Source organism: Micromonospora musae, assembly GCF_003626635.1.
GTDB lineage: Bacteria > Actinomycetota > Actinomycetes > Mycobacteriales > Micromonosporaceae > Micromonospora > Micromonospora musae.
The window spans coordinates 304,300-328,079 of record NZ_RAZT01000001.1 but is presented as its reverse complement, the minus strand read 5'-3'; the positions used below and the strand labels follow the sequence as shown (position 1 = coordinate 328,079).

Sequence of the window (23,780 nt, the reverse complement as noted above, 5' to 3'; positions counted from 1 at the left end):
ACGAGGCGCGGCCGCGTTTCGCGCCAGGCGGGGGAGCGGTCGGGTGCCGACCGCCCCCCACCGGAGCGACGGCCGGACTCAGTGGTGCTTGAAGGACTGTCGCACCACGCCGCCGACGATGGCGCACCAGGTGCTGACGTCCACCTTGCCGTTGCGCGGCAGCCCGTGCACGCCCTGTAGGTCCTGCACCGCCTTGCGGGTCGCGAAGTCGTACTCGCCGGTCACCGTGACGTCGGCGTACCCCTTGACGTTCAAGATGAACTGCACGGCGCTGACCGGAAGACCGCTGGCGTGCTTGTCCAGCTCTGGGACGAGGGTCTCCCAGGTCTGCGGGGTGAGCGTGGCGTCGACGTCCACCGGGATGCCGTTGCGGTACTGCCAGTCCTGCACGGCCGCCACCGTCGCCGCGTCGAAGACGCTGTTGATCGGGACGGCGTAGCCGCGGTGGGCGAGCAGGTACTGCACCACCTGCACCGACGGCGAGCCGACGAAGCGCCACAGGTCCGGCCAGCGGCGGGCCGGCACGTCGGCGAGGCGGGTGTCGAGCTCGGCGAAGACCCGGCGCCGCAGCATCGGGAACTGCCGGTAGAACGCCGCTCCCGGGCACTGCGTGTTGCGGAAGTCCCAGTGGCCGAAGATGTCGTGCGCCTGCAGGCCGTACTGCCGGCAGATGGTGGCGCAGAGCTTGACCAGCGAGTCGAGCAGCGCCTGCGGCGGCGTCTCGGTGACGTAGGTGCCCTCGTTCTCGATCCCGATGGCCCGACCGTTCTCACCGGGGCAGTGCGCGGCGATCATCTGCCGGTCGCCGGCCTGGAGGCGCTCCAGGCTTCCGGTGCGGCCCTCCAGCACGTACCCGCCGCGGCTCACCGTGAAGTGCTGTCCGGTGTCGGACCAGCCGTTGCCGTCCATGTGCAGGTCCTGGCAGTCCTTCGCCAGCTTGACGGCCTGCGCCTGCGAGTAGTCGGTGACGTTGGGGAAGGCCATGTGGTGCACGATGATCTTGTTGGTCGCGGTGGCGCTGATCGACAGCGGGTCGGCCGGTGGGCGCGCCCCCCACTCGGCGCAGCCGATGATCCAGTCGAGGTCCGTGCCCGCGCCCGGGGTCGCCCGCGCCGCGGCGGGGAAGGCGAGCTCGCTCCCGACGACCGCGACCGTGGCGGCGCCGAGGCCGGCCCGCAGCAGCGTACGGCGGTCCAGTTCGGAATGGTTGACGTGCATGACAGCTCCTCTGCGGCCGGGCCCGGGGGTTGTGAAAAGTAGCTCCAACGGCCGCGCGTCATGTGGAGGATATTGCCGCACCCGGCGCTGCGCTAGGGGTCGGGCCGAGGCGGCTGCCCGCAGCCGAGGCTCACTCCTCGATCGCCCCGCCGACGCGACGCAGGTGGCGTCGGAACGTGTACGCCGGATCGACAACCCGGCGCGCCAGGTACTCGTCGAAGCCGGTCTGCCGGCGCAGCGTCTCACCCGCCCGGATCCGCGCCGCCTGCTCCCGCTCGACCTGCCGGATCCGCGCCGCGGCCGCGAGCACCTTCTCGGCGCGGTCGGCGGCCACGAAGAGCACCCCGTCGTCGTCACCGAAGACCAGGTCGCCCCGACCCACCTCGTGCGCGCCGACGCGGGCGCTCGTCAACGCCGCCGGCTCCCGCTCGTCCACCCGGACCGGGCCCGCCGGAGAGCTGCCGTAGCTGAACACCGGCAGCCCGATCTCGGCCAGCTCCGCGGTGTCCCGGTGCAGCCCCCACACCACCAGGCCGGCCACCTCCGCCGTGACGGCCTCCAGCACCGTCAGGTCGCCGACGCACGCCTCGTCCGTACGGCCGCCGTTGTCGACCACGAGCACGTCCCCGGTCGCCGCGTGGCCGTACGCCTCCAGGAAGACGTCCACACTGCCGTAGTGCCGCGCGGGCAACACCCGCCCGGCGACCCGCTGGCCGGCGAGCAGCGGCCGGACACCGGCCGGGGCGACCCGCAGCGGCACCCCCAGGCGTACGCACGCATCCGCCAGCAGCGGTGTGGACAGGTCGGCGAAGTGCTCCAGCATGACGTCCTCCGGACGGCTCGGCGGGGACGCCATCGTAGGGAGACCGAACCGCGGCGCAGCGAGATCCAATTCCGAGCGCGCGGCCCGCCCTGACGATCGCCCCCGCGCCCGCCCGAACGCCGCCGCCGGCGGGGGCTTGCCGCCGCTGCGCCGGGGTTGGCAGGACTGACGGCCGCGACAGTGGGTACGCGCGGGTTCCGCGACGTGCGGACGGTTCGGGATTCGGAGGTGCCGTGGGAGCCGGTGTGGTGATCGCCGTGGTCATCGTGGTCGTGGTGGTGCTGATCGTGCTGGCGCTCAGCCTCCGGATGGTCCAGCAGTACCAGCGCGGCATCGTCTTCCGCTTCGGCCGGGTGCTGGAGCAGGTCCGGCAGCCCGGCCTGCACCTGATCATCCCGATCGCCGACCGGATGGTGCGGGTCAGCATGCAGACCACCGTGATCGGCGTGCCGCCGCAGGGCGCGATCACCCGGGACAACGTCACGCTCACCGTGGACGCCGTCGTCTACTACCGGGTGGTCGACCCGGTCAAGGCGCTGGTCAACATCCGCGACTACCCCGCGGCCGTGCTCCAGGTCGCGCAGACCGCGATGCGTTCGGTGATCGGCAAGGCCGACCTCGACACGCTGCTCGGCGACCGGGACCGGATCAACGCCGAGCTGAAGTCGGTCATCGACGCGCCGACGGAGAAGCCGTGGGGGCTGCTCATCGAACGCGTCGAGGTCAAGGACGTCTCGCTGCCGGAGGGCATGAAGCGCTCGATGTCCCGGCAGGCGGAGGCGGAGCGGGAGCGGCGTGCCCGGGTCATCGCCGCCGACGGCGAATTCCAGGCCTCGCGCCGGCTCGCCGACGCGTCCCGGGCGATGGCGGCGACGCCCGGCGCCTACCAACTGCGGCTGTTGCAGACCGTGGTGGACGTCGCGGCCGAGAAGAACAGCACGCTCGTGATGCCGTTCCCGGTCGAGTTGCTGCGCTTCTTCGACAAGTTCACCGGATCGCCGGGCGGACCGGCCTCCGCGATGCCGCCGCTCGGCGCGCCTTCCGAGCGGGCGGACCTCGGGCCGCTCACCGAGAACGTGGCCGGCGCCGCCGAGGACGACGGCCACAGCGGGCGGCCCTGACCCGGCAACCACGCTCGGCTCGATCGACAGGTCGCAACGGCGATCCGATCCACTTCGGATGGATCGCCGGACCCGACGTGGCACGTTTGACGCGGGGCGGCCGCCGGGTAGGTGGGGACGGAACGTCTCGACCTACCCGCGTGGAGGACCTCGGATGAGAGACAACGTCGGCGACGCGGTGGGCGACGCCTTCCGCTCGGTGATGCTGTTCGTGCCCAAGGCGGTCGCCTTCCTGGCGATCCTGGTGGTCGGCTGGTTCGTCGCCAAGGCCGCCTTGAAGATCGTGAACCGGATCCTCGAACGGGTCGGCTTCGACCGTGCCGTCGAACGCGGCGGCCTGCGGCGCGTGCTGGACCGATCCCGCTACGACGCCAGCGACATCGTCGCGAAACTCGTCCAGTACGGGCTGCTGCTGGTCACCCTCCAGCTGGCCTTCGGCATCTGGGGACCGAACCCCGTCTCGGACCTGATCGCCGGGGTGATCGCCTGGCTGCCGCGCGCCTTCGTGGCCATCGTCATCGTGGTGGTCGCCGCCGCGATCGCCAGCGCCGTCAAGGACATCGTCGGCAGCGCCCTCGGCGGCCTCTCCTACGGCCGGGTGCTGGCCACCATCGCGTACGTCTTCCTCCTCGGCCTGGGCGCCATCGCGGCGCTCAACCAGATCGGCGTGGCCACCACGGTCACCACCCCCGTGCTCGTCGCCGTGCTGGCCACCGTCGGCGGGATCCTCGTCGTGGGCGTCGGTGGCGGCCTGGTCCGCCCGATGCAGAGCCGCTGGGAGGCGTGGCTGACCCGCGCGGAGCAGGAGTCCCACTCGATCGCCACGCACGCCCGCGCCTACCGGGCCGACCGGCGCTCCGCCGCGGCGGCCGAGCCGCCGAGCCCGGCCGTGGCGGACGAGTCGCCGAGCCCGGCCGGCGCGGCTCCGGACGCCACCGGGGCGACCCGACCCGCCGACCCCGACGCCACCCAGGTGGTCACCCGACCCGCCGACCCCGACGCCACCCAGGTGGTCAGCCGGCCGGCGGATCCGGACGCCACCCAGGTCGTGCCGCGCGCCGACGACCCGGACGCCACCCAGCCGACCCCGCCCGGCGGCACCCCGATTCCCGGGCAGCGGAGCACGGACGAGAGCGAGACCACCATGGTCATCCCACCCGCGCCACCCCGGCCGGACCAGCACTGACCCGTCGACGCGGAAGGGGTGGGGCCGTGCGGCCCCACCCCTTCGCGGTGCCCGGCCCGCCGGAGGCCGCCCGCCCCGCGCCGCGCTCCGATCGAGCGCAGGGCCACCGCGCGCCACCCGGATGCCGCGAACCCTGGCCCGGTGGGGGCGACGCCCACTAGCATCGCGGGCATGACCTGGCGACATTGATGCACCGCTGACGGCCGTAGCCGTGGGCCGCCGCGGACGCCGCACCTCAGGCGTCCGCTCCGCTCCCACGGGAAGGCCTCCATGACCGTCACCTCCACGCGCGTGCCCGACCGCGCGGTCCGCCGCCTGACGGCGACCCTCTACGGGTACGCGTTCCTCACCGACCTGGTCCTGCTGTATCCGCTCTACGCGCTGCTCTTCACCGACACCGGGCTCTCGGTAGGGCAGATCTCCTCGCTCTTCGTCGTCTGGTCGGCCAGCGCCATCCTGCTGGAGGTGCCCTCGGGCGCCCTGGCCGACGCGCACTCCCGCCGACTGCTGCTCTGCCTCGCCCCGCTGGTCACCGCGGGCGGCTACGCGCTCTGGGTGGTGCTGCCCTCGTACCCGGCGTTCGCGCTCGGCTTCCTGCTCTGGGGCGCCGGTGCGGCGCTCAGCTCCGGGGCGCTGGAGGCGCTGGTCTACACCGAGCTGGACCGGTGTGGCGCGGCCGGCCGGTACGCCCGGATCACCGGCCGGGCCAAGACCGCCGGGGTGCTCGGTGCGCTCGCCGCGAGCCTGCTGGCCGGGCCGGTGCTGATCGTCGGCGGATACCTGGCCGTCGGCGCGGCCAGCATCCTCGCCTGCCTGCTCGCCGCCGCCGTCGCCACCCGCTTCCCGGAGCACCGTGACCGCTCCGGGCGACCCGACGCGCAGCCGGCCGGCGCCGACGCGGCCGAGCCGGACGCCGAGCTGGGCTGGACGGCGAGCCTGCGCGCAGGGCTGGCCGAGGCGCGGGCGGTGCCCACCGTGCGGCGCGCCCTGCTGCTGGTGGCGGCGGTGGCCGCCGGGTGGGGGGCACTCGACGAGTACACCCCGCTGCTGGCCCGGGACACCGGCGTCGGCGTCGCGACGGTGCCGCTGCTGCTCCTGCTGATCTGGATCGGGATGACCGTCGGCGGGCTCCTCGCGCCGGCCGGTGAGCGGCTCGGCGCCCGCGGGTACGCGGCCCTGCTGGGCATCGCCGCGCTGGCCCTGGCCGGCGGCGCGCTGACCGCGCATCCGGCCGGGTTCGTCCTGGTCGCGGCCGCGTTCGGCGCGTTCCAACTCGCCACCGTGCTGGCCGACGCCCGGCTGCAGGCCCGCATCGCCGGCCCGAGCCGGGCCACCGTCACCTCGCTCGCCGGCATGGCCACCGACGTCACGATCATCGCGGTGTACGTCGGGTACGGTCTCGTCGCCACGGCGGCCGGCAACGCGGTCGCGTTCGCGGTGGCCGCGTCGCCATATCTGGCGTTGGCGCTGCTGATGGGTGCCGCCGGCCGGGGCCGGCATACGGGCCGGCGCGGGCAGCCGATGATCGAGCCGGTCGGCCGGAGCGGGCCCTGAGCGGGCGTGGGCCGGCCGGCCCACGCCGGCCCTGCTCGGTCAACCGGCCACGTGCACGAACGACCACTGGTGGCCGTCGAGGTCGCGGAAACCACGCATGTAGAGCTGACCGGTCTCCCGACCCGGGCCGAGGACGTTGCCGCCGGCCGCCGCGGCCCGGTCGACCAGCTCGTCGACCTGCTCGTGGCTCTCCGCGGCGAGCCCGACGATCACCTCCCGGCTGGTCTCGGTGTCGGTGATCCCCACCTCGGTGTACTCGGCGAAGGCGGAGTCGATGTGCAGGATCAGCTGGGTCGTCTCGTTGAGGCTCAGCATGATGCTGGTGCGGTCGGGCGAGGGCTGGGCGCCGGTGAAGCCGATCGAGCGGAAGAACTCGGCGGACGTGGCCAGGTCCCGTACCGGCAGGTTGATGAAGGTCGTGATGGTCACCGTGCGTCTCCGTCCGCCTCGAGGAGCTGCTTCAGCGTGCCGAGTCGGTCCCGCCAGTACGCCTTGAACTCCGTCGCCTGCTCCGCACCGGTCAGTTTCTCGTGTTGCAGGGCCACGCGTGACCGGGTCTCGCCGATCGCCTCGAAACCGGCCACGATCCGGGTGGGGCCCCCGGCCCAGTCCGCCCGGAACGTCCTCGGTGCCGTCGCCGTACGCAGCCGCACCTCGGCGTCGGGCAGCCAGCGGGCGCGCAGGGTCGGGTCGGCGAACGCCGCGAAGAGCCGGTCCACCGGCACGGCGACGGTACGGGTGGCGCCCGCCGTGTAGGTGCCGTCGCGCCCCTGCCCGGGCGCCCGCAGCCCCCGGGCCTGCTCGTAGCCGACGGTCACGGTCTGCGCCCACCAGCCGGGCATCTCGTGGGCGCCGACCAACCAGCGGGCGATCTCGGTGTGGGTAAGGGTGGTGGCCTCCGCCGCGTCGAGCAGCGCGAACCACTCGTCCCAACCGCGGCCGGTGCGGTCGCGCAGCAGCGCGTCGGCGATCCGCTCGGTCTGTGCCGCCGCGCCCGGCACAGCGCCAGCGGGCTCCGCGCCCGCAGCGGGCGGGTCGACGGGCTCGGGATCAACGCCGCGCGAGCGGGCGAGCAGCTGCCGGCGGGCAATGGTGTAGCTCTCGCCGGTCTTGTCCATCCGAGTGCGGATCCGGGACTTGAAGGATTTCTGGCTGGTCATCACATGCTCCCTGGCAACGGCGTGACCGCAGGGACCCACGCTCCCGCCGGCCCCGCCACAGTGGGGCATGTGTCGCGTCCCGAGGGCTCGGAGCCCCCTTTGCCTCCGCGAGGCCGGTGGCGTGAGCACCGGGAGGGAGGTGGGGCGCAGGACTACGCCGCGCTCATACTAGCGCGACGAAGGGGGTATGCCGGCGCTTCGCGCCGGGTCAGTCCTGCTCGGCGTCGAGGTAGACCCAGCGGCCGTCGGCTCGGACGAAGCGGCTGCGCTCGGCCAGCACCGCGGTCTGCCCGCCGCTGCGGTGGTAGGCGCGGAACTCGACGGTGCCGGTGTTGTCGAGCAGCCCACCCCGGTCGGTGTCGACGATCTCCAGCCGGAGCCACCGCTGGCCGGGGTCGAGGTCGAGTCGGGCCGGCCGGGTGCGCTCGTCCCAGCTGTGCAGCAGGTAGCCGGCCTCGCCGACGGCGAAGGCGCTGAACCGGGAGCGCATCAGCGTCTCGGCGGTCGGCGCGTCGGCCTCGCCGCGGTGCAGGGGGCGGCAGCATCGTGCGTACGACCGGCCGGACCCGCAGGGGCAGGTCAGCTCGCCGTCGTCCGCCGCGCGTCGGCGGTTTCCACGCTTCGCCACCGGACCATCCTGCCCTACCCGCCGCCGGCGCCGACGGGGTGCCGCCGGGTGAGCGCCGGGACGCCGCCGGGGCTCAGTCCAGCTCGACCGGCAGCGGCACCGGGCGCTTGGCCAGCCGCCCCTCGCCGGACGAGCTGCCGCGCAGGTGCCGGGCCAGCCAGGGCAGCAGGTGCCGACGCGTCCAGGTCAGCTCGGCGCGGATCACCTCGTGCTGCGGACGCCGCGGAGCGGCGACCAGCGGATGTGACCACGAATCGTCGCTGCCCGGCAGCCCCGCGGTGTACGCCAGCGCCGCCGCGATCCGTTCATGCCCGGCGCTGTTGGCGTGCAGCCGGTCGTCGCTCCACAGCCGTGGGTCGGAGGAGACCGGATGGGCGCCGAGGTCCAGCAGGGTGGCCCCGGTTTCCGCGGTGACCTTGCGCAGCGCCGCGTTCAGGGCGCCCACCCGGCCACGCAGCGGCCGCGCGGCCGGCATCACCGGCACCGGGTCGGGCAGGGTGAAGGTGAGCACCGTGGCGCCCTGCTCGACCAGCGCCTGCTGCATGGCGCCGACGTCCTCGGCGACCCGTTCGACGTCGAACGACGGGCGCAGGACGTCGTTCATCCCGGCCACCACGGTCGCCAGGTCCGGGGCGAGTTCGAGCGCCGTGGGCAGCTGCTCGGCCCGGATCCGCGCCGTGGTCCGCCCCCGGATCGCCAGGTTGGCGTACTCCAGCCCGCCCTGCGCCCGGGCCACCGCTAGCGCGAAGCGGTCGGCCCAGCCCCGATAGCCGCCCGCGCCGTCCGGGTCGTCCAGGCCTTCGGTGGTGCTGTCGCCGATCGCGACGTACCGGTGCCACATCACATCGGCGAGGCTAGCGGCGCGAGCGCACGGCGGCTGCGCCGCCCCACCGCCGGACCGCGGCTGCGCCGCCAATACCGCCACCCGGCGGCTGCGCTGCCGATACCGCCGCGCCCCGGCGGCATGCGCGCGTTGACCAAGCCTTCTAGGCTCGCGCGCATGGCGCACCCTCCCGCAGTTCCGCTCGCCCCCGGCCTGTGGCGGATACCCACGGCCGGCCGCGCGTTGGTCAACTCCTACGCCCTGGTTGACGACGACGGCAGCGTCACGCTCGTCGACTGCGGGTTGAAGCGGGCGCCGGCCCGGATCGTGCGCGGCCTGGCGGCGATCGGTAAGACCCCCGGCGACGTCACCCGGATCGTGCTCACCCACGCCCACCCGGACCACGCCGGCGGCGCCGCCGAGCTGGCCCGCCGCACCGACGCGCCGGTCGTCGTGCACGCCGCCGACGTCGAGTACGCCCAGGCGGGTCACGCCCCGCCCCGGGACCCGCGGGTGACCGGTGGCCGGCTCTTCTCCCGGTTCGGCGGGGGCAGCTTCCCCGCCGTCGACGTGGCCCAGCCCCTCGCGGACGGCGACGTGCTGCCGGTCGGCGGGGGCCTGCGCGTCGTGCACACGCCGGGGCACTCCCCGGGGCACGTCTCCCTGCTGCACGAGCCCACCGGGGTGCTGATCACCGGCGACGCGCTCTTCAACGTGGTCGGCCTCCGGTGGCCGATCAAGGTCCTCTGCACCGACTTCCGGATGACCCAGGAGACCGCGCACGTCCTCGCCGAGCTGGAGTACGACGTGGCGGCGTTCACGCACGGCGCGGAGCTCACCGACAATCCCCGCGAGCGGATCCGCGCCTTCCTGCGGCAGCGGTGAGGCGGGGTACCGCCCTCAGAGCCAGCCGGAACGTCGGAAGAGGCGGTACAGGGTCAGCGCGGCGAGCGCCATCGCGCCGAGCACGCCCCAGTACCCGTAGCGCCAGCCGAGCTCCGGCATGTGGGTGAAGTTCATCCCGTAGATCCCGGCGATGCCGGTCTGCGCGGCGGCGATGGCCGCCCAGGCGGCGATCTTGCGCATGTCGTTGTTCTGCTCGACCGCCAGCTGCGCGAGCCGGGACTGCACGATCGAGGTGAGCAGGTCGTCGTAGGTGGCGACCCGGTCCACCGCCCGGGCGAGGCGGCCGTCGACGTCGAGGAACCAGCGGTGCAGGCCGCGCGGCGGGTTGGCCGGGTCGTCCTCGAGCAGGGTGCGCAGTGGCGCCTGCAGCGGCAGTACCGCCCGCTTGAACTCGACCACCTCCCGCTTGAGCTGGTAGAGGTTCTGGATGTTCGCGGCGCGGTCCCGGGCGAAGAGGCTCTCCTCCGCCCGCTCCAGGTCCCGTTCGAGGTGTCCGGCGATCTCCAGGTACAGCTCCACCATCCGGGAGCAGACCGCGTAGGCCACCGCCCACGGTCCCTCCGCGAGCAGCGCCGGCCGCCGCTCGATCTCGGCCCGTACGGGAGCCAGCGCGCCGGTCGCCCCGTGCCGGACCGTGATGGCGAACCGGTCACCGAGGAACACCATGACGTCCCCGGTGTCGATCACCTCGGAGTCCTCGGTCAACTCGGCGTGCTCGACGTAACCGGCGGTGCGCAGCACCAGCAGCACCACGTCGCCGTGCCGCTGCACCGCGGGTCGGTGCCCGTCGGCGAGTGCCTGCGCGACGGTCAGCTCGTCCAGGCCGAAGACCCGGCCGACCGCCGTCATCACCTCCGCGTCGGGCTCGTGCAGTCCCAGCCAGACGAACGCGTCGCGGTCGCGCCGGCAGCGGTCGTACGCGTCGGTGTAGTGGGGGCGGCCCGGGCGGCGTTCACCGTTGACGTAGATCGCACAGTCGACCACGGCATCGGGGTTGACGCGCGAGGCCGGGTCGAGGAGTTCGGCGGGCTGCCGGCGCAGCAGCCGTCGCAGCAGGGTGGAGAGTCCCGAACCGGACCGGAGCCGCACCGGGTCCACCGCTCACCTCCGCATCGCCGAACGCCGGCCTACGGTACGCGAACGTGGATCGGGGGTGACTGTGGCTCGGCGTCAGCCGGTGCGGGTCGCGAACACGACGACGTTGTCGACGTACTCGCCGGTCTGCTCGTCGAACCGTCCGCCGCAGGTGAGCAGGCGGAGTCCGGACGACTCGGCCGGGCCGTAGACCTGGTCGGTGGGGAAGCTGTCCTTGGCGTAGTTGCTGACCCGGTCGACGGTGAACGTCGCCACGCGCGCGTCGGCCCGGCTGACCCGGACGGTGTCACCGGGCCGTAGCCGGCCGAGGTGGAAGAAGACCGCGGGGCCGGTGGGGGAGTCGACGTGCCCGACGAGCACGGCGTTGCCGGCCTCGCCGGGGCTGACTCCGTGGCGGTACCAGCCGGCCAGAGCGGGCCGGTCCAGGGGCGGCACCTCCAGCACGCCGGTGGCGTCCGCGCCGATCGGAACGATCTCGGCGCGGACGCCGATCGCGGGGATCCGTACGAGCGTGGGCGCGGACTGCGGCAGCGGAGGCAGGACCGGCGCCGGTCGGCTCGCCACCGGCGCGGCGATGTCCGGCTGCGGCGGCCGGGGCGGTGGGGCGGTCAGCCCGGCGGTGACCAGGCCGACGCCGGTGACGCCGAGCAGGGCCACGACGGCGACGGTGGAGACGGTGGCCAGACCGGGCCACCCGCGGCGTCCACGCGATCCGGTGGGCGCGGTGGGCGTGCCGGACGGTCCGGATGTTCCTCGACGCCACACGTGGTCACCTCCGTGCCTGATCCTCGCCGGGCCCGTCCCGGCTCGTCGCCGGCACGGGCCCCGCAACAGGGATGGTGCGTCAGGTCAGGCCAGAGTGGACGCGGCGCGCCGGCGGCGCAGCAGCAGGACGGTGCCGACCGCGGCCGCGCCGAGCAGTGTGCCGCCCGCGGCGAGCGCGCCGGTGCCGTCGCCACGGCCCCCGGAGCCGGCGGGTGCGCCGCCGATCGGGGTGACGGTGAACTGCGTGCTGCTCTGCACGGTGCCGTCGCCGCAGGTGGCGGTGACCGTGTAGGTGCCGAGGGTGAACCCGGCGGTGAACAGTTCGGCGCTCAGACCGCCGCCCGGGGCGACCGTGGTGGAGCGCACGTTCTCGTCGCGGTTCGGGCCGGTGACGCGGAAGAGCGCGTCACCGGAGTTCGGGTCGCAGGTCGTCGCGGTGAGCACGACCGTGCCACCCACCGGAGTGGTGGCCGGTGACACGACGGTGTCCGCGAGCGCCAAGCCCGGCAGCAGCAGTACGCCGAGACCGAGGCCGGCCACCGCCGACAGGATGACTTTCTTCGGTTTCATACGCGTCTTCCCTCACTCTTCGTCCGCTGAGCAGGTGGCGGGACGTCGTTCGGGTGGCCAACTCCGCGACTAGCACCGGTGTCCCCACACTAGGGCGGTTGGCCCCTCGATCCGGTGAAAATGAGAAATCCCCGTTACCGTCACGTGTCCACCCGAGAGCGGGGTGAGCTGCGGAAACGTCGGGCACGCCCGGGTGGGCGCCCGACGCTCCGCCTGGGTCGAAGGCGAGGTCTCGCCCGGTCGGCGGCCCGCGCCGAGCCGGGCAGGCGGTCCCGGCCGGTCCCGGCCGAGCCCGCCGTGTGCTCAGCCGGCCCGGGTCGGCTCCGGGAGGGGCCGGCCCGTCTCCAGCAGCGTCTTGAGGCCGGCCAGCAGCTCCGGCCAGCCGCCGCTGCCGTCGAGCTGCCCGCTGATCGCCCGGTGCATCTCACTGTCGGGGGAGAAGTCGTCGTGGATCACGGTCAGCCGCACCGCAGCGCCGTGCGGCTCGATCTCGAAGGTGACCCGCGACCGGCGCTCGCCGAGCCGGGCGGCCAGCTCCGCCGCGGACCAGCCGAAGTGCTCGGCGTGCTCCGGTTGGAAGCCGTGCCAGCTGTACGACAGCCGCCGGTGCGGCTCGGCGACCAGCACCCGCTGGCCGAGGTCGCGGAGCTCCTCGCCCGGCGCGTCCTGCCAGAGCACCGGGGAGCCGACCTGCCAGTCGGACTGCAGGGCGACGCCACCCCAGTAGCGGCGGGTGAAGGCCGGTTCCGTGAGCGCGGCCCAGAGCCGTTCCGGGGTGGCGTCGATGTAGGTGGTGTAGACGAAGGTGGGACTCTCCACGGGCGAAGCCTCCAATGCTGTGCGCAGGTCGGCGAGCGCCTCGGCCCGCTGACGGTCGTAGCGGCTGATCCACCGGTCCGCGATCGCGGTTATCGGTGCCGCGTTGAGGCGGTGCAGCTTCTCTCGCCCTCGCCGGACGCTGGTGACCAGTTCGGCGGCCTCGAGCACCGCGAGGTGCTTGCTCACCGACTGTCGGGTCATGTCCAGCCCCGCGCAGAGTTCGCGCAGGGTCTGCCCGTTGCGGGCGTTGAGGCTGTCGAGCAGCCGCCGGCGGCTCGCGTCGGCGAGCGCTCGGAACACCGCGTCCACCGCACCTCCAAGGGCAGCCGTACGGTTGCCAATCAGATTAGGCAACCGTACGGCTGCCTGTCAACAAGGTCGACCCCGAGCCCGGCCGGCGGCCGCCACCCCGACCACACCCGACGTCCGCGCCGGCGTGATGTGACAGCGTGGACCGATGCACTCCGCACCGGCCGACGTGGACCTCGCCCTGCTCGGCGGCGGTGGCGCGGCCTCCCTCGTCCTCGCCGCCCTCGACCGGCACGGCGTACGGGGCCTGCGGGTGACCGTCATCGACCCGGTGCACCGGCGCGGCCAGGACCGGACGTGGGCGTTCTGGGACCGGCCGGACGGCGACCTCGACCCGCTGCTGAGCGCGAGCTGGCGGCAGGTCGAGGTGGTCACGCCCGCCGCGCGCCGGGTGCTAGACCTCGCCCCGCTGCGGTACGCGATGCTCCGCTCCGCCGCCGTCTACGAACGGGCCGCCACCGCGGAACACCGACTCGGCGTCACCCGGGTGGTCGCCCCCGTGCAGACCGTGCACGACGACGGAGAGCGGGTCCTGGTCCGCACCGCCGATGACGGGCCGGCCGTTCGGGCCCGCTGGGTGCTCGACTCCCGGCCGAGACCACCCGCACGCCCCGGCCGTACGACCTGGTTGCAGCACTTCCGCGGCTGGTGGCTGGCGGCGCAGCACCCGGTCTTCGACCCGGACCGGGCGGTGCTGATGGACTTCCGCACCCGGCAACCCGCCCGCGGCGTCTCCTTCGGCTACCTGCTGCCGGTCAGCGACCGGTACGCCCTCGTCGAGTACACCGAGTTCTCACCCACCCAGCTCACCGGCGCCGGCTACGACGCCGCCCTCGACGGCTACCGGGACCTGCTCGGCCTCGACCCGGGCCGGCTGACCGTGCGGGAGGTGGAGAACGGGGTGATCCCCATGACCGACGCCCCGTTCGACGCCCGTCCGTCGCCCCGGGTCGTCCGGCTCGGCACCGCCGGCGGCGCCACCCGACCCTCCACCGGCTTCACCTTCGCCGCGATGCGCCGCCAGGCGGAGCAGGTGGCCCGGGCCCTCGCCGAGGGCCGGCCGCCGGTGCCGCGGCCCGCGTACCCCCGCCGGCACCGCTGGATGGACGCGGTCGCGCTGCGCGCCCTGGACCGCGGTTCGGTGGGCGGCGCCGAGTTCTTCGCCCGGCTCTTCGACCGCAACCCGGCCGAGCGGGTGCTGCGATTCCTCGACGGCACCACCACCCCGGCCGAGGAGATCGCCCTGATGGCCTCCACCCGGCTGCTGCCGATGATCAGCGCCACCGCCGGGGATTCCACCCACCGGCTACGCGACCGGCTCCGACCGCCCCGACCCGGGCCGCCCGTGCCACCCCCGGTGACCGAGAGCGTGCGCCGACCCGAGCCCTGATCGCGACGGCGGGGACACCGGCCCGGCCCCGCCGCCGCTATCCTCGCCCGGATGGAACTCGACGATCTTCCCCGGGCCGAGTTCGCGTTCCCCGGCCCACTGCGCGACCAGCTGGTGGCGGCGATCCTCGCCGGGGCCAAGACCTCGACCACCGGCCTGCTCCTCGGCTACGAGCGCGAGGGCGAGCCGCTGCCCCGCGCCGGCCAGCGGTCAGTCGTGATCGACTCGGCCGAGCGGCCGGTCGCGGTGATCGAGCTGACCGAGGTCCGGGTGGTGCGGCTCGCGGACGTCGACCTGCAACACGCGCTCGACGAGGGCGAGGGCGACGAGTCGGTGGCCGAGTGGCGGGCCGGGCACGAGCAGTTCTGGCACAGCCCCGAGGTGCGCGCCGAACTCGGCGACCCCGACTTCACCGTCGACGACGACACGCTGGTCGTCGCCGAACGATTCCGGCTGGTGAGCACCGTCGACTCCGCCTCCGGCGCCGAGACACCCGTCGACAGCTGACGCCCCGGCGCGGGTCGCGGCTCGGTACGCCCGGTAGGTTGCCGGCATGGTGGAAAGCGGCAGAGTGGTGCAGATCTGGACCGACGGCGCGTGCAGCGGTAACCCGGGACCGGGCGGCTGGGGTGCCGTGCTGCGCTACGGCGAGCACGAGCGGGAGCTCTGCGGCGGCGAGGCGACCCCCACCACCAACAACCGGATGGAGCTGATGGCCGCCATCCAGGCGTTGGAGAGCCTGACCCGGCCGTCCGCCGTCGAGCTGAACACCGACAGCACCTACGTACGCAACGGCATCACCAGCTGGCTCGCCTCCTGGAAGCGCAACGGCTGGAAGACCGCGGCGAAGCAGCCGGTCAAGAACGCCGACCTGTGGCAGCGGCTGGAGGCGGCCTGCGCCCGGCACCAGATCACCTGGCTGTGGGTGAAGGGGCACAACGGCCACCCGGAGAACGAGCGCGCCGACGCGCTGGCCAACCGGGGCATGACCGAGGCCCGCGCGGCGGTGCCCGCCCGGTAGCCCGCCCTCGTCGCGGAACGGGGCCGTGGGCGGTCAGCGGGCCGCGTCCGGGTGCCCCGGCATGTTCGACCCGCCGCTGCTGCTGCCGGAGGAGCCGCCGGCCACCCCCGAGCCGTCGTCCTCGGTGACCACGTCCGGCCGTACGTCGGTGTCGTCCGGGGCCGGGACCTCGGTGTCCGCCTCGACCTGGACCAGTGGCGTCTGGCCGGCCTCGTCCTCGGCGTGCTCCGGATCGACCGGCTGCTCACTTTGGCGGCTTCTGAAGCCCACGGTCGCCTCCCGTCGGTACCGTCCTCCGATCAGCTGTGGCTACCCGAGCGCAATTGGGCGAAACGTCGCTCGCCTCGGCGTCACGCGAGCACCGGGGCGGGCGCCTTGCGCCGCCCCCGCCCTCCTGTCAGGCGCCGACGGCGGCCGTACCGCCCTCCTGTGGGGCGGCGGTATCGGACGGGGCCGTGCATGGCCCGCCGGCTCGATCAGCGGCGACCGCGCCGGGCGGGTCGGGCCGGCCGGGGCGTACGCGGCAGCGGCGTGACCGCGAGAGCCGTCCAGTGCGCCGGCCGCACCAGCCCCGCCGGCAGCCGGGTACGGGTGTCGCCGCGCGCGGCGTCGAGCTGGGACTGGTGCAGGAAGAGCACCTCGGTCAGATCACTGCCCCGTACGTCCGCGCCGCGCAGATCGGCCCCGGTCAGGTCGGCCAGGTGCAGGTCCACCCCACGCAGGTCGGCGCCGATCAGCAGCGCCCCGCGGAGGTTGGCGCGGCGCAGGTCGACGCCGCGCAGGTCCGCCCCGAACAGCTGCGCGCCCCGGCGGTCCGCGCCGGGGCGCCCGCCCCGGGACCGGGCGGCGTCGCCGGCCCGGGACAGCAGCACGTTGACCCGGTCGCGGTGCGCGCCGACGTCCAGGGCCAGCAGCTCCTGGGGGCTGCCCTCGGTGAGCCCGACGGTCTCGGTGCGGGCCCGGTCGAGCTCCGCGCGCAGCCCGGCCGGCGGCTGCAGGGCCAGCGCCTCCGTCAGATACCAGAGCAGCTCGTGCAGCGGACGCATCACCGCGAACGTGTCGAACATAAGCTGCGCGGAGTCCGGCTCCGCCCGCCAGTCCCGCCCGCCGAAGGTCACCTGGGCGACCTGCTGCCCGGCGCCGAAGCAGTCGAAGACGGTGCAGCCGGGGAAGCCCCGACCCCGCAGGTCGGTGTGGATCCCGCAGCGGTGGTCCGGACGCAGGTTGGGGCAGGGCTGACCGGCCGGCTTGTCGATGGCGAAGTCGGCCGACGCGGCGAAGGCCGGAACGACGCAGCAGAGGCCGAAGCAGCGGGTGCAGTCGGCGCGCAGCGCCTCCCGCCCCGTATCCGCCGACCGTGGGTTCTCCGCCACGCTGACCGTTCTCCTGCCGCTTCGACCGGTTCGCGCCGACGCGGGCCGCGCGGACGCGTACCCATTGTCCCGCCGGGCGGCGTCCGGTCACCGGCCGGGTCGCCCGCCACTCCGGCGGCCACCGCGCGCGCCGGGCCGCAGCGGGGTGCGGCGCGCCCGCACGGGTGCGGGTGACGGTCGCACCGGTGGGGGAGGGGAGGACCGCCGGGCTACTGCGGGGCGAGGCGCAGGATCGTGCGCTCGGCCCGGGCCGGCCCGTACTTCTCGTCGAAGCGTCGGGTCACCGGGGCGCGTTCCTCGTCCACCGGCTCCACCAGCGTGAACACCCGAGGCGTCGACCCGGGCGTACGCGGCGGCATCGGCACCCGGGCGGTGAGCGACAGGTTCGGTCGCGACCGTTCGCAGTCGATGTAGTGCTCGCCGTCGACCTCCACGTACGCCATCTCCGCCCGGAGGTAGTCGGAGCTCTCGTCGCCCAGCGTCACCGTCAGCCGGTCGTACCGCTCCAGCGGCACGGTCGCCTGGTCGTGGTCCCACAGCTCCTCGAACCGGGCGTGTACGAAACCACCCAACGGGCTGCCCATGTCGACCTCGAGCTGGGGAACGTTGAACGACAGCTTGCCGACGGGGAAGAACGAGATCAGGGAGCGCCCGTCCCACTGGTAGAGCTGGATCGACGGCGACGCGTCGTAGACGCGCACCTGGAACCGTTCGTTCTCGCCGAGCTTGCGGCGCAGGGCCATCAGGTGTCGAAGGTTGGCCCGGATGTGGCCGGGGACGTCGACGCCCTGCCGCTCCAACTCCTCGGAGCGTTGCTGCGCCGCCGTGCAGTCCGGGTCGAGCAGGAGCAGGTTCACCTCCGCGCCGTTACGCAGCGCCGCCTCGACCGCGGCCAGGGTCGCCTGCCGGTGCTGATCGTCCAGCAGGATCGTCCAGGTGTCGAGGATCCGCACCCGCCGACACCTGTCCAGGCGCGCCACGAACGCTTCCTGGTCGAAGCTCAGGTGCTCCTGCACCCGGGCCTTGCGGGCCTCCTCGAAGAGCGGATCGAAGATGACGTAGGAGATCGCCGCGAGCACCACGCTGGCCCCGAGGTTGAGCAACAGGTCGCTGAGGAAACCGCTGCTCCGCCAGGCGGCCAGCAGCATCACCACGGCGGTGGCCAACAGCCCGCCGCCGACCACGAAGGCCCGCCGCTGCCGAGGCGTACGCCCTGACCGCCAGCCGCCCGCCCGGCGCATCCGGCCTCCTTCCGGGCCGGTCGCCGCCGTGGCGTCCGGCGATCACTTCGGGACGACGGCAGGATACGTGCGCGCTCTGCCGGCCGCTGTCCCCTTCGGATCCGCCGCATTCGCCGATGAGTGCGGTCCCGGAACTCATATCGTGACGATGCCCGGCTGGTCAATCACGGACGGTGAGGCGGCATGGACGACAAGGAACGTGAGCAGGCGCTGCTCACCGCCCTCACCACCGAGCACTTCGTGCTGCAGACCTCGCGCAGCGCGACCGTCACCGAGTCCGTCGGCCGGGCCACGATCTTCCTGTCGCTGCTCTCCGCCGCGCTGATCGGACTCGGCTTCGTCTCCGGCAACGACGCGTTGATCCCTCCGTACCTCGGGGCGGTGCTCCCCACCCTCGTGATCACCGGGCTGCTCACGTTCCTGCGGCTCGTGCAGAACATGGTCGAGAACGAGGTGGACCTCGAACGGATGCAGCGCATCCGGGCGTATTACCACGAGCGGTTCGCCGGCGGGCACGACTTCTTCCTCGACGCGGTCTCCGGTGGCGGTGCGGCGCGGGCCACCTGGGCGGCGGTCGGCAACCGGCCGGGCCGGGCCCAGCTGCTGCTCACCACGGCGCTGCTGGTGGGCGCGGTGAACGCGCTGCTGGCGGGGCTGGGGGTGACCTTGCTGACCGGGCTCGCGGGGCTCTCCACCGGGCCCGCCATCGGAGTCGGCGCCGGGGTGGCGCTGCTGGCCTTCGCCGCCCAGTTCGGTCACGTCGAGCGCTCCTCCACGGCGCAGGTCTAGCCCGCTCAGGCCGGGTCCACCCGTCGCCAGTCGTGCGAGGTGAGCGCGTTCGCCTGTGGGCCCATCATCAGCATTCCGCCGTCGACCGGCCAGGACGCGCCGGTGACGTAGGCGGCGGCGGGGGAGGCGAGCAGCGCGACCACGGCGGCGACCTCCCGCGCGTCGCCCGGCCGGCCCACCGGCACGCCCGGGCGATCCTGGGTGAACGGGTCGACGTCCTCCTGCCCGGTCATCGGGGTGGAGATCTCACCCGGCGCGACCGCGTTGACGGTGATGCCGTCGGGCGCCAACTCCTGCGCCATCACCTTGGTGAGCAGCCCCAACCCGCCCTTCGCCGCGCAGTACGCGGCCGAGCCGACCCGCGGCGCGTGTTCGTGCACGCTGGTGATGTTGATGATCCGTCCCCCGGCGCCGGCGGCGCGCATCCGCCGGGCGGCCCGCTGCCCGCAGAGGAAGGGGCCGTCCAGGTCGACCGCGAGCACCTCCCGCCACTGCTGCCAGCCGGTCTCGACGAACGGCACCGACGCCCCGGTGCCGGCGTTGTTGACCAGTACCCCGATGCCGCCCAGCCGGTCGGCCAGCTCGTCGACGACGCCGGCCGCCTCCGGCAGCCGCGTCAGGTCCAGCTCCGCGACCTCGCAGACGCGTCCGGCGTCGCGCACCTCGGCGGCGGTACGCGACGCGCCGTCCGGGTCGCCGTACCAGGTGATGCCGAGGTCGAAACCGGCCTCGGCGAGCGCCACCGCGCAGGCCTTGCCGATGCCGGAGTCCGCGCCGGTGACGATCGCGATGCGGGGGTACTCCTCGAAACGTGCGGGCATGGCGGCTCACTACCCGGACCGGTGCGGACGCAACCGCGCCCCGGTCATCCGCCGGTTCCGGCGGCGCCGCCCGCTGCTCGGCCGTACGTGTAGGGCCGGCGACGGCGGGTAGGCGCGTCGAATGCAGGTGGTGCAGGAGTCGCCGTACCGGTTCCGGATCGACCGGCAGGATCCGATGCGGGTGCCGGGCGTGGTCTTCGCGAGCCCGTCGCTGCTGCCCGACGCCGGTGCGGACAAGGCACTCGAACAGGTGGCGAACGTGGCCACCCTGCCCGGCATCGTCGAGGCCTCGTACGCCATGCCGGACGTGCACTGGGGCTACGGGTTCCCGATCGGCGGCGTGGCCGCGACGGACGTGGAGCACGGCGGCGTGGTCTCCCCCGGCGGGGTGGGCTTCGACATCTCCTGCGGTGTGCGGCTGCTCGCCGCCGACCTCGACCGCGCGGAGCTCGGGCCGCGCCTGGACGCCCTCATGGACGGGCTCTCCGCGTCGACGCCGCGAGGAATGGGCAAGGGCGCGGTCTGGCACCTCACGGACCGCGCGGAGCTCGACGGCGTGCTGCGCGGCGGTTCCCGGTACGCCGTCGAGCGCGGCTTCGGCGTCGAGCGGGACCTGGCGCGCTGCGAGGACTACGGCGCCGTCGACGACGCGAACCCGCAGCAGGTCAGTGAGCGGGCGGTGGAGCGGGGCGCCCGCCAGGTCGGCAGCCTCGGCTCCGGCAACCACTTCCTCGAGGTGCAGGCGGTCGAGGAGGTGTACGACGACCGGGTGGCCGCCGCCTTCGGCCTGCACAAAGGGCAGCTCTGCGTGATGATCCACTGCGGATCGCGGGGGCTGGGCCACCAGATCTGCACCGATTACGTCCGGGGCATGGAGAAGGTGATGACCCGGTACGGCATCGAGGTGCCGGACCGGCAGCTGGCCTGCGCCCCGGTCTCGTCGCACGAGGGGCGCGCCTACCTGGGCGCGATGGCGGCCGCGGCCAACTACGCCCGCGCCAACCGGCAGCTGCTCACCGACGCCGCCCGCCAGGTCTTCGCCCAGCAGACCGGCCGGAACCTGGACCTCGTCTACGACATCTCGCACAACCTGGCGAAGATCGAGAACCACGAGGTCGACGGGGTGCGGCGCAGCCTCTGCGTACACCGCAAGGGCGCGACGCGGGCGCTGCCGCCCGGCCACGAGGACCTCCCCGCCGACCTGCGCGACGTCGGCCAGCCGGTGTTGATCCCCGGTTCGATGGGCACCGGCTCGTACGTGCTGACCGGGGTTCCCGGCTCGCCGGCCTTCGCCTCCACCTGCCACGGTGCGGGGCGGGTGCAGAGCCGCAAACAGGCGGTCAAGGCCGAGCGCGGGTCGGACCCCCGCCGGCAGTTGGAGGAGCAGGACATCGCGGTACGCGGCGCGTCCCGTCGCGGGCTGGCCGAGGAGATGCCCGCGGCGTACAAGGACATCACGGCGGTCATCGAGGCCGCCGAGGGCGCGGGGCTGTGCCGGAAGGTCGCCCGGCTGGTGCCGATCGGCGTGGTCAAGGGCTGAGCGCCCCGGCGGTCACACGTCGAGGGTCACCGCGCAGGACCAGCCCGCGTCGTCGGGGCCGAACCGCAGCTCGTGCAGGGAGACCGCCTTCGGGACCGCGCCGATCAGCTCGACCGCGTCGGTAGGCGTCACCCGCCAGCGCACCCGCAGGCCGCCGCGGCCGTCGTCGGTCACCTCGGTGGTCAGCGGCAGCTCGTCCGCCGTCTCCATCCGGAAGATCACCTCGTCGAGGACGCTCACCAGCAGGTCCTCGTCGTGCGCGGGCGCTGCCTCGTACTCCCGATCCGGGCCGGGCCGCGCCCCGGCGGTGTCGGTGAAGGTCTCGACCAGCGCCGTGACCGCCTCGGCCACGCACTCCTCCCGGTTGCGCGCCCACGCCTCGAGCCGGACGTCGGCGGTGTGCGGCACGCACCGGTGCCCGCGCTGCGCTGGCTGCTCCATGCCCCCGATCATCCGTCGCCACCGTTGATCACCAGCCCGAATCTCCTCATGGTCAACTCGGTTTCCTTGATGTCGGGGCATCCGCGCGACCCGGACACCCCGATACCAAGGACCCCGAGTCGATCAACCGCTGCGACCGGCCGCGTTCGCGCGCACCTGCCCGGCGGAGGCGGGGGTTACCGTCGCCGGATGCGGATCACCAAGTACACCCACTCCTGCGTGCGGCTGGAGCACGACGGCGGCGTGCTGGTCGTAGACCCCGGCACGTGGAGTGAACCGCGCGCCCTGGCCGGCGCGGACGCCGTCCTCGTGACCCACGAACACAGCGACCACGTCGACGTGCTCCGCCTGGCCGGCCTCGGCGTGCCGGTGTACGCCCCGGAGGGCGCCCACCTGCCCGACCTGGCCCCGCTGCCGGTGATCCCGGTCCGGGCCGGGCAGCGGTTCGTCGCCGCCGGCTTCCCGGTGACCGCGGTCGGTGGCCGGCACGCCGTGATCCACGACAGGCAGCCGGACTGCGTCAACCTCGGCTACCTGGTCGACGACGACGTCTACCACCCGGGGGACTCGCTGCACGTGCCGCAGGAGCCGGTGCGCACGCTGCTGATCCCTGGGCAGGCGTCGTGGCTGCGGCTGGGCGAGGCGATCGCGTTCGCGCAGGCGGTCGGCGCGCGGCACACGTACACCATCCACGACGCGCAGCTCAACGAGCGCGGCCTGGCCAGTGTCACCGGCTGGCTGGCCGAGACCGTTCCCGGCTACCGCCACCTGGCGCCGGAGGAGACCGCCTGACTTCCTGGGGCGGCAGCGCGACCGACGGAACCTCGAACGCCGGTCGGGCCCCGGTCAGCAGGGCGTGGGCGGCCGGCGGCGACCAGAGTACGGCCACCTCCGTCCGCAGCGTGTCGAGCAGATCGGTGACATCGGCGTCGGCCGTGCTGTGCAGCCCCTCCACGACGACGAGCACGCGAGACGTCTCCGCCCGCACCGCCGACCAGCCGCTCTGCCGGTTGGTCCACCGGCGCGCGTGGGCCCGTCCCGCCGCGTCGGCGAAGACGATCTCGCCGGGCTCCGGCCGCTCGACACCGCCGGCGAACGTCAGGTACTCCTCGTCGCCGTGCGCGTGCCGCACGGTCAGGTCCCCGGTGATGCGGTCCAGGTCCAGTGCCGCGACCGGGACGGCGTACGCCACCGAGACCGCGTTGCAGAGGTCCACCAGCGGATGCAGCCGGGGCAGGTTCCCGTCGATCCGCAGCCGTCGCAGCAACGCCTCGGCGGCGCACCGGTACTGCGTGGGCCGAACGCCCGCCGCCACGCCTGGATCTCGGGGAAACCGGCCTCGGAGCCGGCCGACAGCCGGGTCCGGGCCTGGCCGGTGAACGCCGCCACCCGGGGCCCCGCGGACACGTCCGGGGTGATGCCGGTGGCGACCAGGACGCCCGCGACGAGCCCCGGGAAGGCCGCCCGTACCGGCGCGGAGTGCTCGAACCGCACGGGTTCCTCCTACCGGTCGCCGAGGAAGAGGGAGACGCCGAGCGCCACGAACGTGCCGGCGACGGCGCGGCGCAGCCAGGCGGTGACCCGGGGCCGGGACAGCACCCGGTCGCGCACCGCGGCGGCAGCTGTCCCGTAGCCGGCGAACACCACGAGCGTGAGCAGCATGAAGACCCCGCCGGCCGCGAGCATGCCCCGCGTGGCCGCTGGGCCCGTCGGGTCGACGAACTGCGGCAGGAACGCGACGAAGAAGAGCGTCGGCTTGGGGTTGAGCAGGTTCACGAGCACGGCGGTGACGATCACCCGCAGCGCCGATCGGGGCGTCGGCTCCGCCGCCGGGGTGAAAGCGTCCCGGTCGCGGAGGGTCGCCCAGGCGACGTAGAGCAGGTACGCCACGCCGACGTACTTCACGGCGTGGAAGGCCGTGGCGCTGGCCGACAGCAGCGCGGCGAGCCCGGTGACGGCGGCGAGCAGGTGCGGCACCGTGCCCAGGGTGCAGCCGACCGCGGCGACCAGGCCGGCTCGAGCGCCCCGGGAGAGGCCGGCCGAGACCGTGTAGATCACCCCGGTGCCCGGTGTGACGACCACGACGAGCGTGGTGAGCAGGAAAGCGACGTTCACGACGATCCCTCCGTGCGCGGATACGCGGCGACCCCGTGGCCGCCACCCCTCACAGTGCTGCCACGATGGACC

27 protein-coding genes are annotated in these 23,780 nt (G+C 74.0%); 10 read left to right on the top strand and 17 right to left on the bottom strand.

From position 1 onward, the window contains the following. Nucleotides 1-78 precede the first annotated feature (78 nt). Both D7044_RS01570 and D7044_RS01565 read right to left on the bottom strand, forming a co-directional pair. Nucleotides 79-1,218, bottom strand: coding sequence for a peptidoglycan recognition protein family protein (locus tag D7044_RS01570; protein WP_120676347.1), 1,140 nt, complete (start codon nucleotides 1,216-1,218; stop codon nucleotides 79-81). Between the two features lie 130 nt (nucleotides 1,219-1,348). After that, nucleotides 1,349-2,041 (bottom strand): RraA family protein, encoded by a 693-nt coding sequence (locus tag D7044_RS01565; RefSeq protein ID WP_120687692.1) that lies wholly within the window; start codon nucleotides 2,039-2,041, stop codon nucleotides 1,349-1,351. Nucleotides 2,042-2,274: 233 nt separating this feature from the next. On the opposite strand from D7044_RS01565, the gene D7044_RS01560 reads away from it, so the two are divergent. The 3 genes from D7044_RS01560 (at nucleotide 2,275) to D7044_RS01550 (ending at nucleotide 5,902) form a co-directional block, all read left to right on the top strand. Then, nucleotides 2,275-3,162, top strand: coding sequence for a slipin family protein (locus D7044_RS01560; RefSeq protein ID WP_120676349.1), 888 nt, complete (start codon nucleotides 2,275-2,277; stop codon nucleotides 3,160-3,162). 154 nt (nucleotides 3,163-3,316) lie between these two features. After that, nucleotides 3,317-4,348, top strand: coding sequence for a mechanosensitive ion channel family protein (locus D7044_RS01555; protein ID WP_120676351.1), 1,032 nt, complete (start codon nucleotides 3,317-3,319; stop codon nucleotides 4,346-4,348). 270 nt (nucleotides 4,349-4,618) lie between these two features. After that, a complete protein-coding gene (locus tag D7044_RS01550; RefSeq protein WP_120676353.1) occupies nucleotides 4,619-5,902 on the top strand; it encodes an MFS transporter in 1,284 nt (427 codons plus the stop codon). 39 nt (nucleotides 5,903-5,941) lie between these two features. Here the strand turns inward: D7044_RS01550 and D7044_RS01545 are convergent, their stop codons facing one another. The 4 genes from D7044_RS01545 to D7044_RS01530 form a co-directional block, all read right to left on the bottom strand. Beyond that, the gene (locus D7044_RS01545; RefSeq protein WP_120676355.1) at nucleotides 5,942-6,331 is read right to left on the bottom strand and encodes a VOC family protein; all 390 of its coding nucleotides are present in this window, start codon (nucleotides 6,329-6,331) and stop codon (nucleotides 5,942-5,944) included. Further along, nucleotides 6,328-7,062, bottom strand: coding sequence for a DUF4287 domain-containing protein (locus tag D7044_RS01540; RefSeq protein WP_233564832.1), 735 nt, complete (start codon nucleotides 7,060-7,062; stop codon nucleotides 6,328-6,330). The genes D7044_RS01545 and D7044_RS01540 overlap by 4 nt, the downstream gene beginning before the upstream one ends. Nucleotides 7,063-7,270: 208 nt before the next feature. Then, nucleotides 7,271-7,690, bottom strand: coding sequence for a YchJ family protein (locus tag D7044_RS01535; RefSeq protein ID WP_199716412.1), 420 nt, complete (start codon nucleotides 7,688-7,690; stop codon nucleotides 7,271-7,273). 73 nt (nucleotides 7,691-7,763) lie between these two features. Next, nucleotides 7,764-8,531, bottom strand: coding sequence for an SGNH/GDSL hydrolase family protein (locus D7044_RS01530; protein ID WP_120687690.1), 768 nt, complete (start codon nucleotides 8,529-8,531; stop codon nucleotides 7,764-7,766). Nucleotides 8,532-8,690: 159 nt separating this feature from the next. On the opposite strand from D7044_RS01530, the gene D7044_RS01525 reads away from it, so the two are divergent. Beyond that, nucleotides 8,691-9,398, top strand: a complete 708-nt coding sequence (locus tag D7044_RS01525) for an MBL fold metallo-hydrolase (RefSeq protein ID WP_120676361.1) — start codon at nucleotides 8,691-8,693, stop codon at nucleotides 9,396-9,398. 15 nt (nucleotides 9,399-9,413) lie between these two features. Here D7044_RS01525 and D7044_RS01520 read toward each other — a convergent pair whose 3' ends face one another. The 4 genes from D7044_RS01520 to D7044_RS01505 all read right to left on the bottom strand — a co-directional run bounded on the left by D7044_RS01520 (nucleotide 9,414) and on the right by D7044_RS01505 (nucleotide 12,977). After that, nucleotides 9,414-10,517, bottom strand: a complete 1,104-nt coding sequence (locus D7044_RS01520) for a magnesium and cobalt transport protein CorA (protein WP_233564831.1) — start codon at nucleotides 10,515-10,517, stop codon at nucleotides 9,414-9,416. 72 nt (nucleotides 10,518-10,589) lie between these two features. Next, complete coding sequence (locus D7044_RS01515; RefSeq protein ID WP_233564830.1) at nucleotides 10,590-11,171, bottom strand: class F sortase; 582 nt, start codon at nucleotides 11,169-11,171, stop codon at nucleotides 10,590-10,592. Nucleotides 11,172-11,363: 192 nt separating this feature from the next. Then, nucleotides 11,364-11,849 carry a hypothetical protein gene (locus D7044_RS01510; protein WP_120676363.1) on the bottom strand — a complete coding sequence of 162 codons (486 nt, stop codon included), beginning with the start codon at nucleotides 11,847-11,849 and terminating at the stop codon, nucleotides 11,364-11,366. A 303-nt stretch (nucleotides 11,850-12,152) separates the two neighbouring features. Continuing rightward, complete coding sequence (locus D7044_RS01505) at nucleotides 12,153-12,977, bottom strand: ArsR/SmtB family transcription factor (protein ID WP_120687689.1); 825 nt, start codon at nucleotides 12,975-12,977, stop codon at nucleotides 12,153-12,155. Nucleotides 12,978-13,125: 148 nt separating this feature from the next. On the opposite strand from D7044_RS01505, the gene D7044_RS01500 reads away from it, so the two are divergent. Genes D7044_RS01500 through rnhA form a run of 3 tightly spaced genes read left to right on the top strand, consistent with a single transcriptional unit; the run spans nucleotide 13,126 to nucleotide 15,388 of the window. Beyond that, entirely contained in the window at nucleotides 13,126-14,367 is a 1,242-nt protein-coding gene (locus D7044_RS01500; protein ID WP_120687688.1) for a lycopene cyclase family protein, read from the top strand. A gap of 51 nt (nucleotides 14,368-14,418) precedes the next feature. Then, nucleotides 14,419-14,874, top strand: coding sequence for an ASCH domain-containing protein (locus D7044_RS01495; RefSeq protein ID WP_120687687.1), 456 nt, complete (start codon nucleotides 14,419-14,421; stop codon nucleotides 14,872-14,874). A 46-nt stretch (nucleotides 14,875-14,920) separates the two neighbouring features. Further along, nucleotides 14,921-15,388: a ribonuclease HI gene (gene rnhA / locus D7044_RS01490; RefSeq protein WP_120676381.1), complete on the top strand. Its 468-nt coding sequence runs from the start codon at nucleotides 14,921-14,923 to the stop codon at nucleotides 15,386-15,388. A 33-nt stretch (nucleotides 15,389-15,421) separates the two neighbouring features. On the opposite strand, the gene D7044_RS01485 is transcribed toward rnhA, so the two are convergent. The 3 genes from D7044_RS01485 to D7044_RS01475 form a co-directional block, all read right to left on the bottom strand. Next, a complete protein-coding gene (locus tag D7044_RS01485; protein WP_120676383.1) occupies nucleotides 15,422-15,658 on the bottom strand; it encodes a preprotein translocase YidC in 237 nt (78 codons plus the stop codon). Between the two features lie 206 nt (nucleotides 15,659-15,864). Next, entirely contained in the window at nucleotides 15,865-16,761 is an 897-nt protein-coding gene (locus tag D7044_RS01480) for a pentapeptide repeat-containing protein (RefSeq protein WP_120676385.1), read from the bottom strand. A 209-nt stretch (nucleotides 16,762-16,970) separates the two neighbouring features. Then, the gene (locus tag D7044_RS01475; protein ID WP_120687686.1) at nucleotides 16,971-18,002 is read right to left on the bottom strand and encodes a DUF5919 domain-containing protein; all 1,032 of its coding nucleotides are present in this window, start codon (nucleotides 18,000-18,002) and stop codon (nucleotides 16,971-16,973) included. Between the two features lie 183 nt (nucleotides 18,003-18,185). On the opposite strand from D7044_RS01475, the gene D7044_RS01470 reads away from it, so the two are divergent. Beyond that, nucleotides 18,186-18,791 carry a hypothetical protein gene (locus D7044_RS01470; protein WP_120676389.1) on the top strand — a complete coding sequence of 202 codons (606 nt, stop codon included), beginning with the start codon at nucleotides 18,186-18,188 and terminating at the stop codon, nucleotides 18,789-18,791. 5 nt (nucleotides 18,792-18,796) lie between these two features. Here the strand turns inward: D7044_RS01470 and D7044_RS01465 are convergent, their stop codons facing one another. Next, nucleotides 18,797-19,612 (bottom strand): SDR family oxidoreductase, encoded by an 816-nt coding sequence (locus tag D7044_RS01465; RefSeq protein ID WP_120676391.1) that lies wholly within the window; start codon nucleotides 19,610-19,612, stop codon nucleotides 18,797-18,799. Nucleotides 19,613-19,733: 121 nt separating this feature from the next. Here D7044_RS01465 and D7044_RS01460 point away from each other — a divergent pair, with 121 nt between their 5' ends. Continuing rightward, entirely contained in the window at nucleotides 19,734-21,152 is a 1,419-nt protein-coding gene (locus D7044_RS01460; RefSeq protein WP_120687685.1) for an RtcB family protein, read from the top strand. A 12-nt stretch (nucleotides 21,153-21,164) separates the two neighbouring features. Here the strand turns inward: D7044_RS01460 and D7044_RS01455 are convergent, their stop codons facing one another. Next, nucleotides 21,165-21,593 (bottom strand): archease, encoded by a 429-nt coding sequence (locus D7044_RS01455; RefSeq protein ID WP_120676786.1) that lies wholly within the window; start codon nucleotides 21,591-21,593, stop codon nucleotides 21,165-21,167. Between the two features lie 189 nt (nucleotides 21,594-21,782). Between D7044_RS01455 and D7044_RS01450 the strand changes: the two genes are divergently transcribed. After that, entirely contained in the window at nucleotides 21,783-22,385 is a 603-nt protein-coding gene (locus D7044_RS01450) for an MBL fold metallo-hydrolase (protein WP_120676395.1), read from the top strand. On the opposite strand, the gene D7044_RS01445 is transcribed toward D7044_RS01450, so the two are convergent. Together D7044_RS01445 and D7044_RS01440 are read right to left on the bottom strand one after the other, a co-directional pair. Next, nucleotides 22,321-22,908, bottom strand: a complete 588-nt coding sequence (locus tag D7044_RS01445) for a B3/B4 domain-containing protein (protein ID WP_233564829.1) — start codon at nucleotides 22,906-22,908, stop codon at nucleotides 22,321-22,323. The genes D7044_RS01450 and D7044_RS01445 overlap by 65 nt on opposite strands. Nucleotides 22,909-23,096: 188 nt before the next feature. After that, a complete protein-coding gene (locus D7044_RS01440; RefSeq protein WP_120676399.1) occupies nucleotides 23,097-23,708 on the bottom strand; it encodes a LysE family translocator in 612 nt (203 codons plus the stop codon). Nucleotides 23,709-23,780 lie beyond the last annotated feature (72 nt).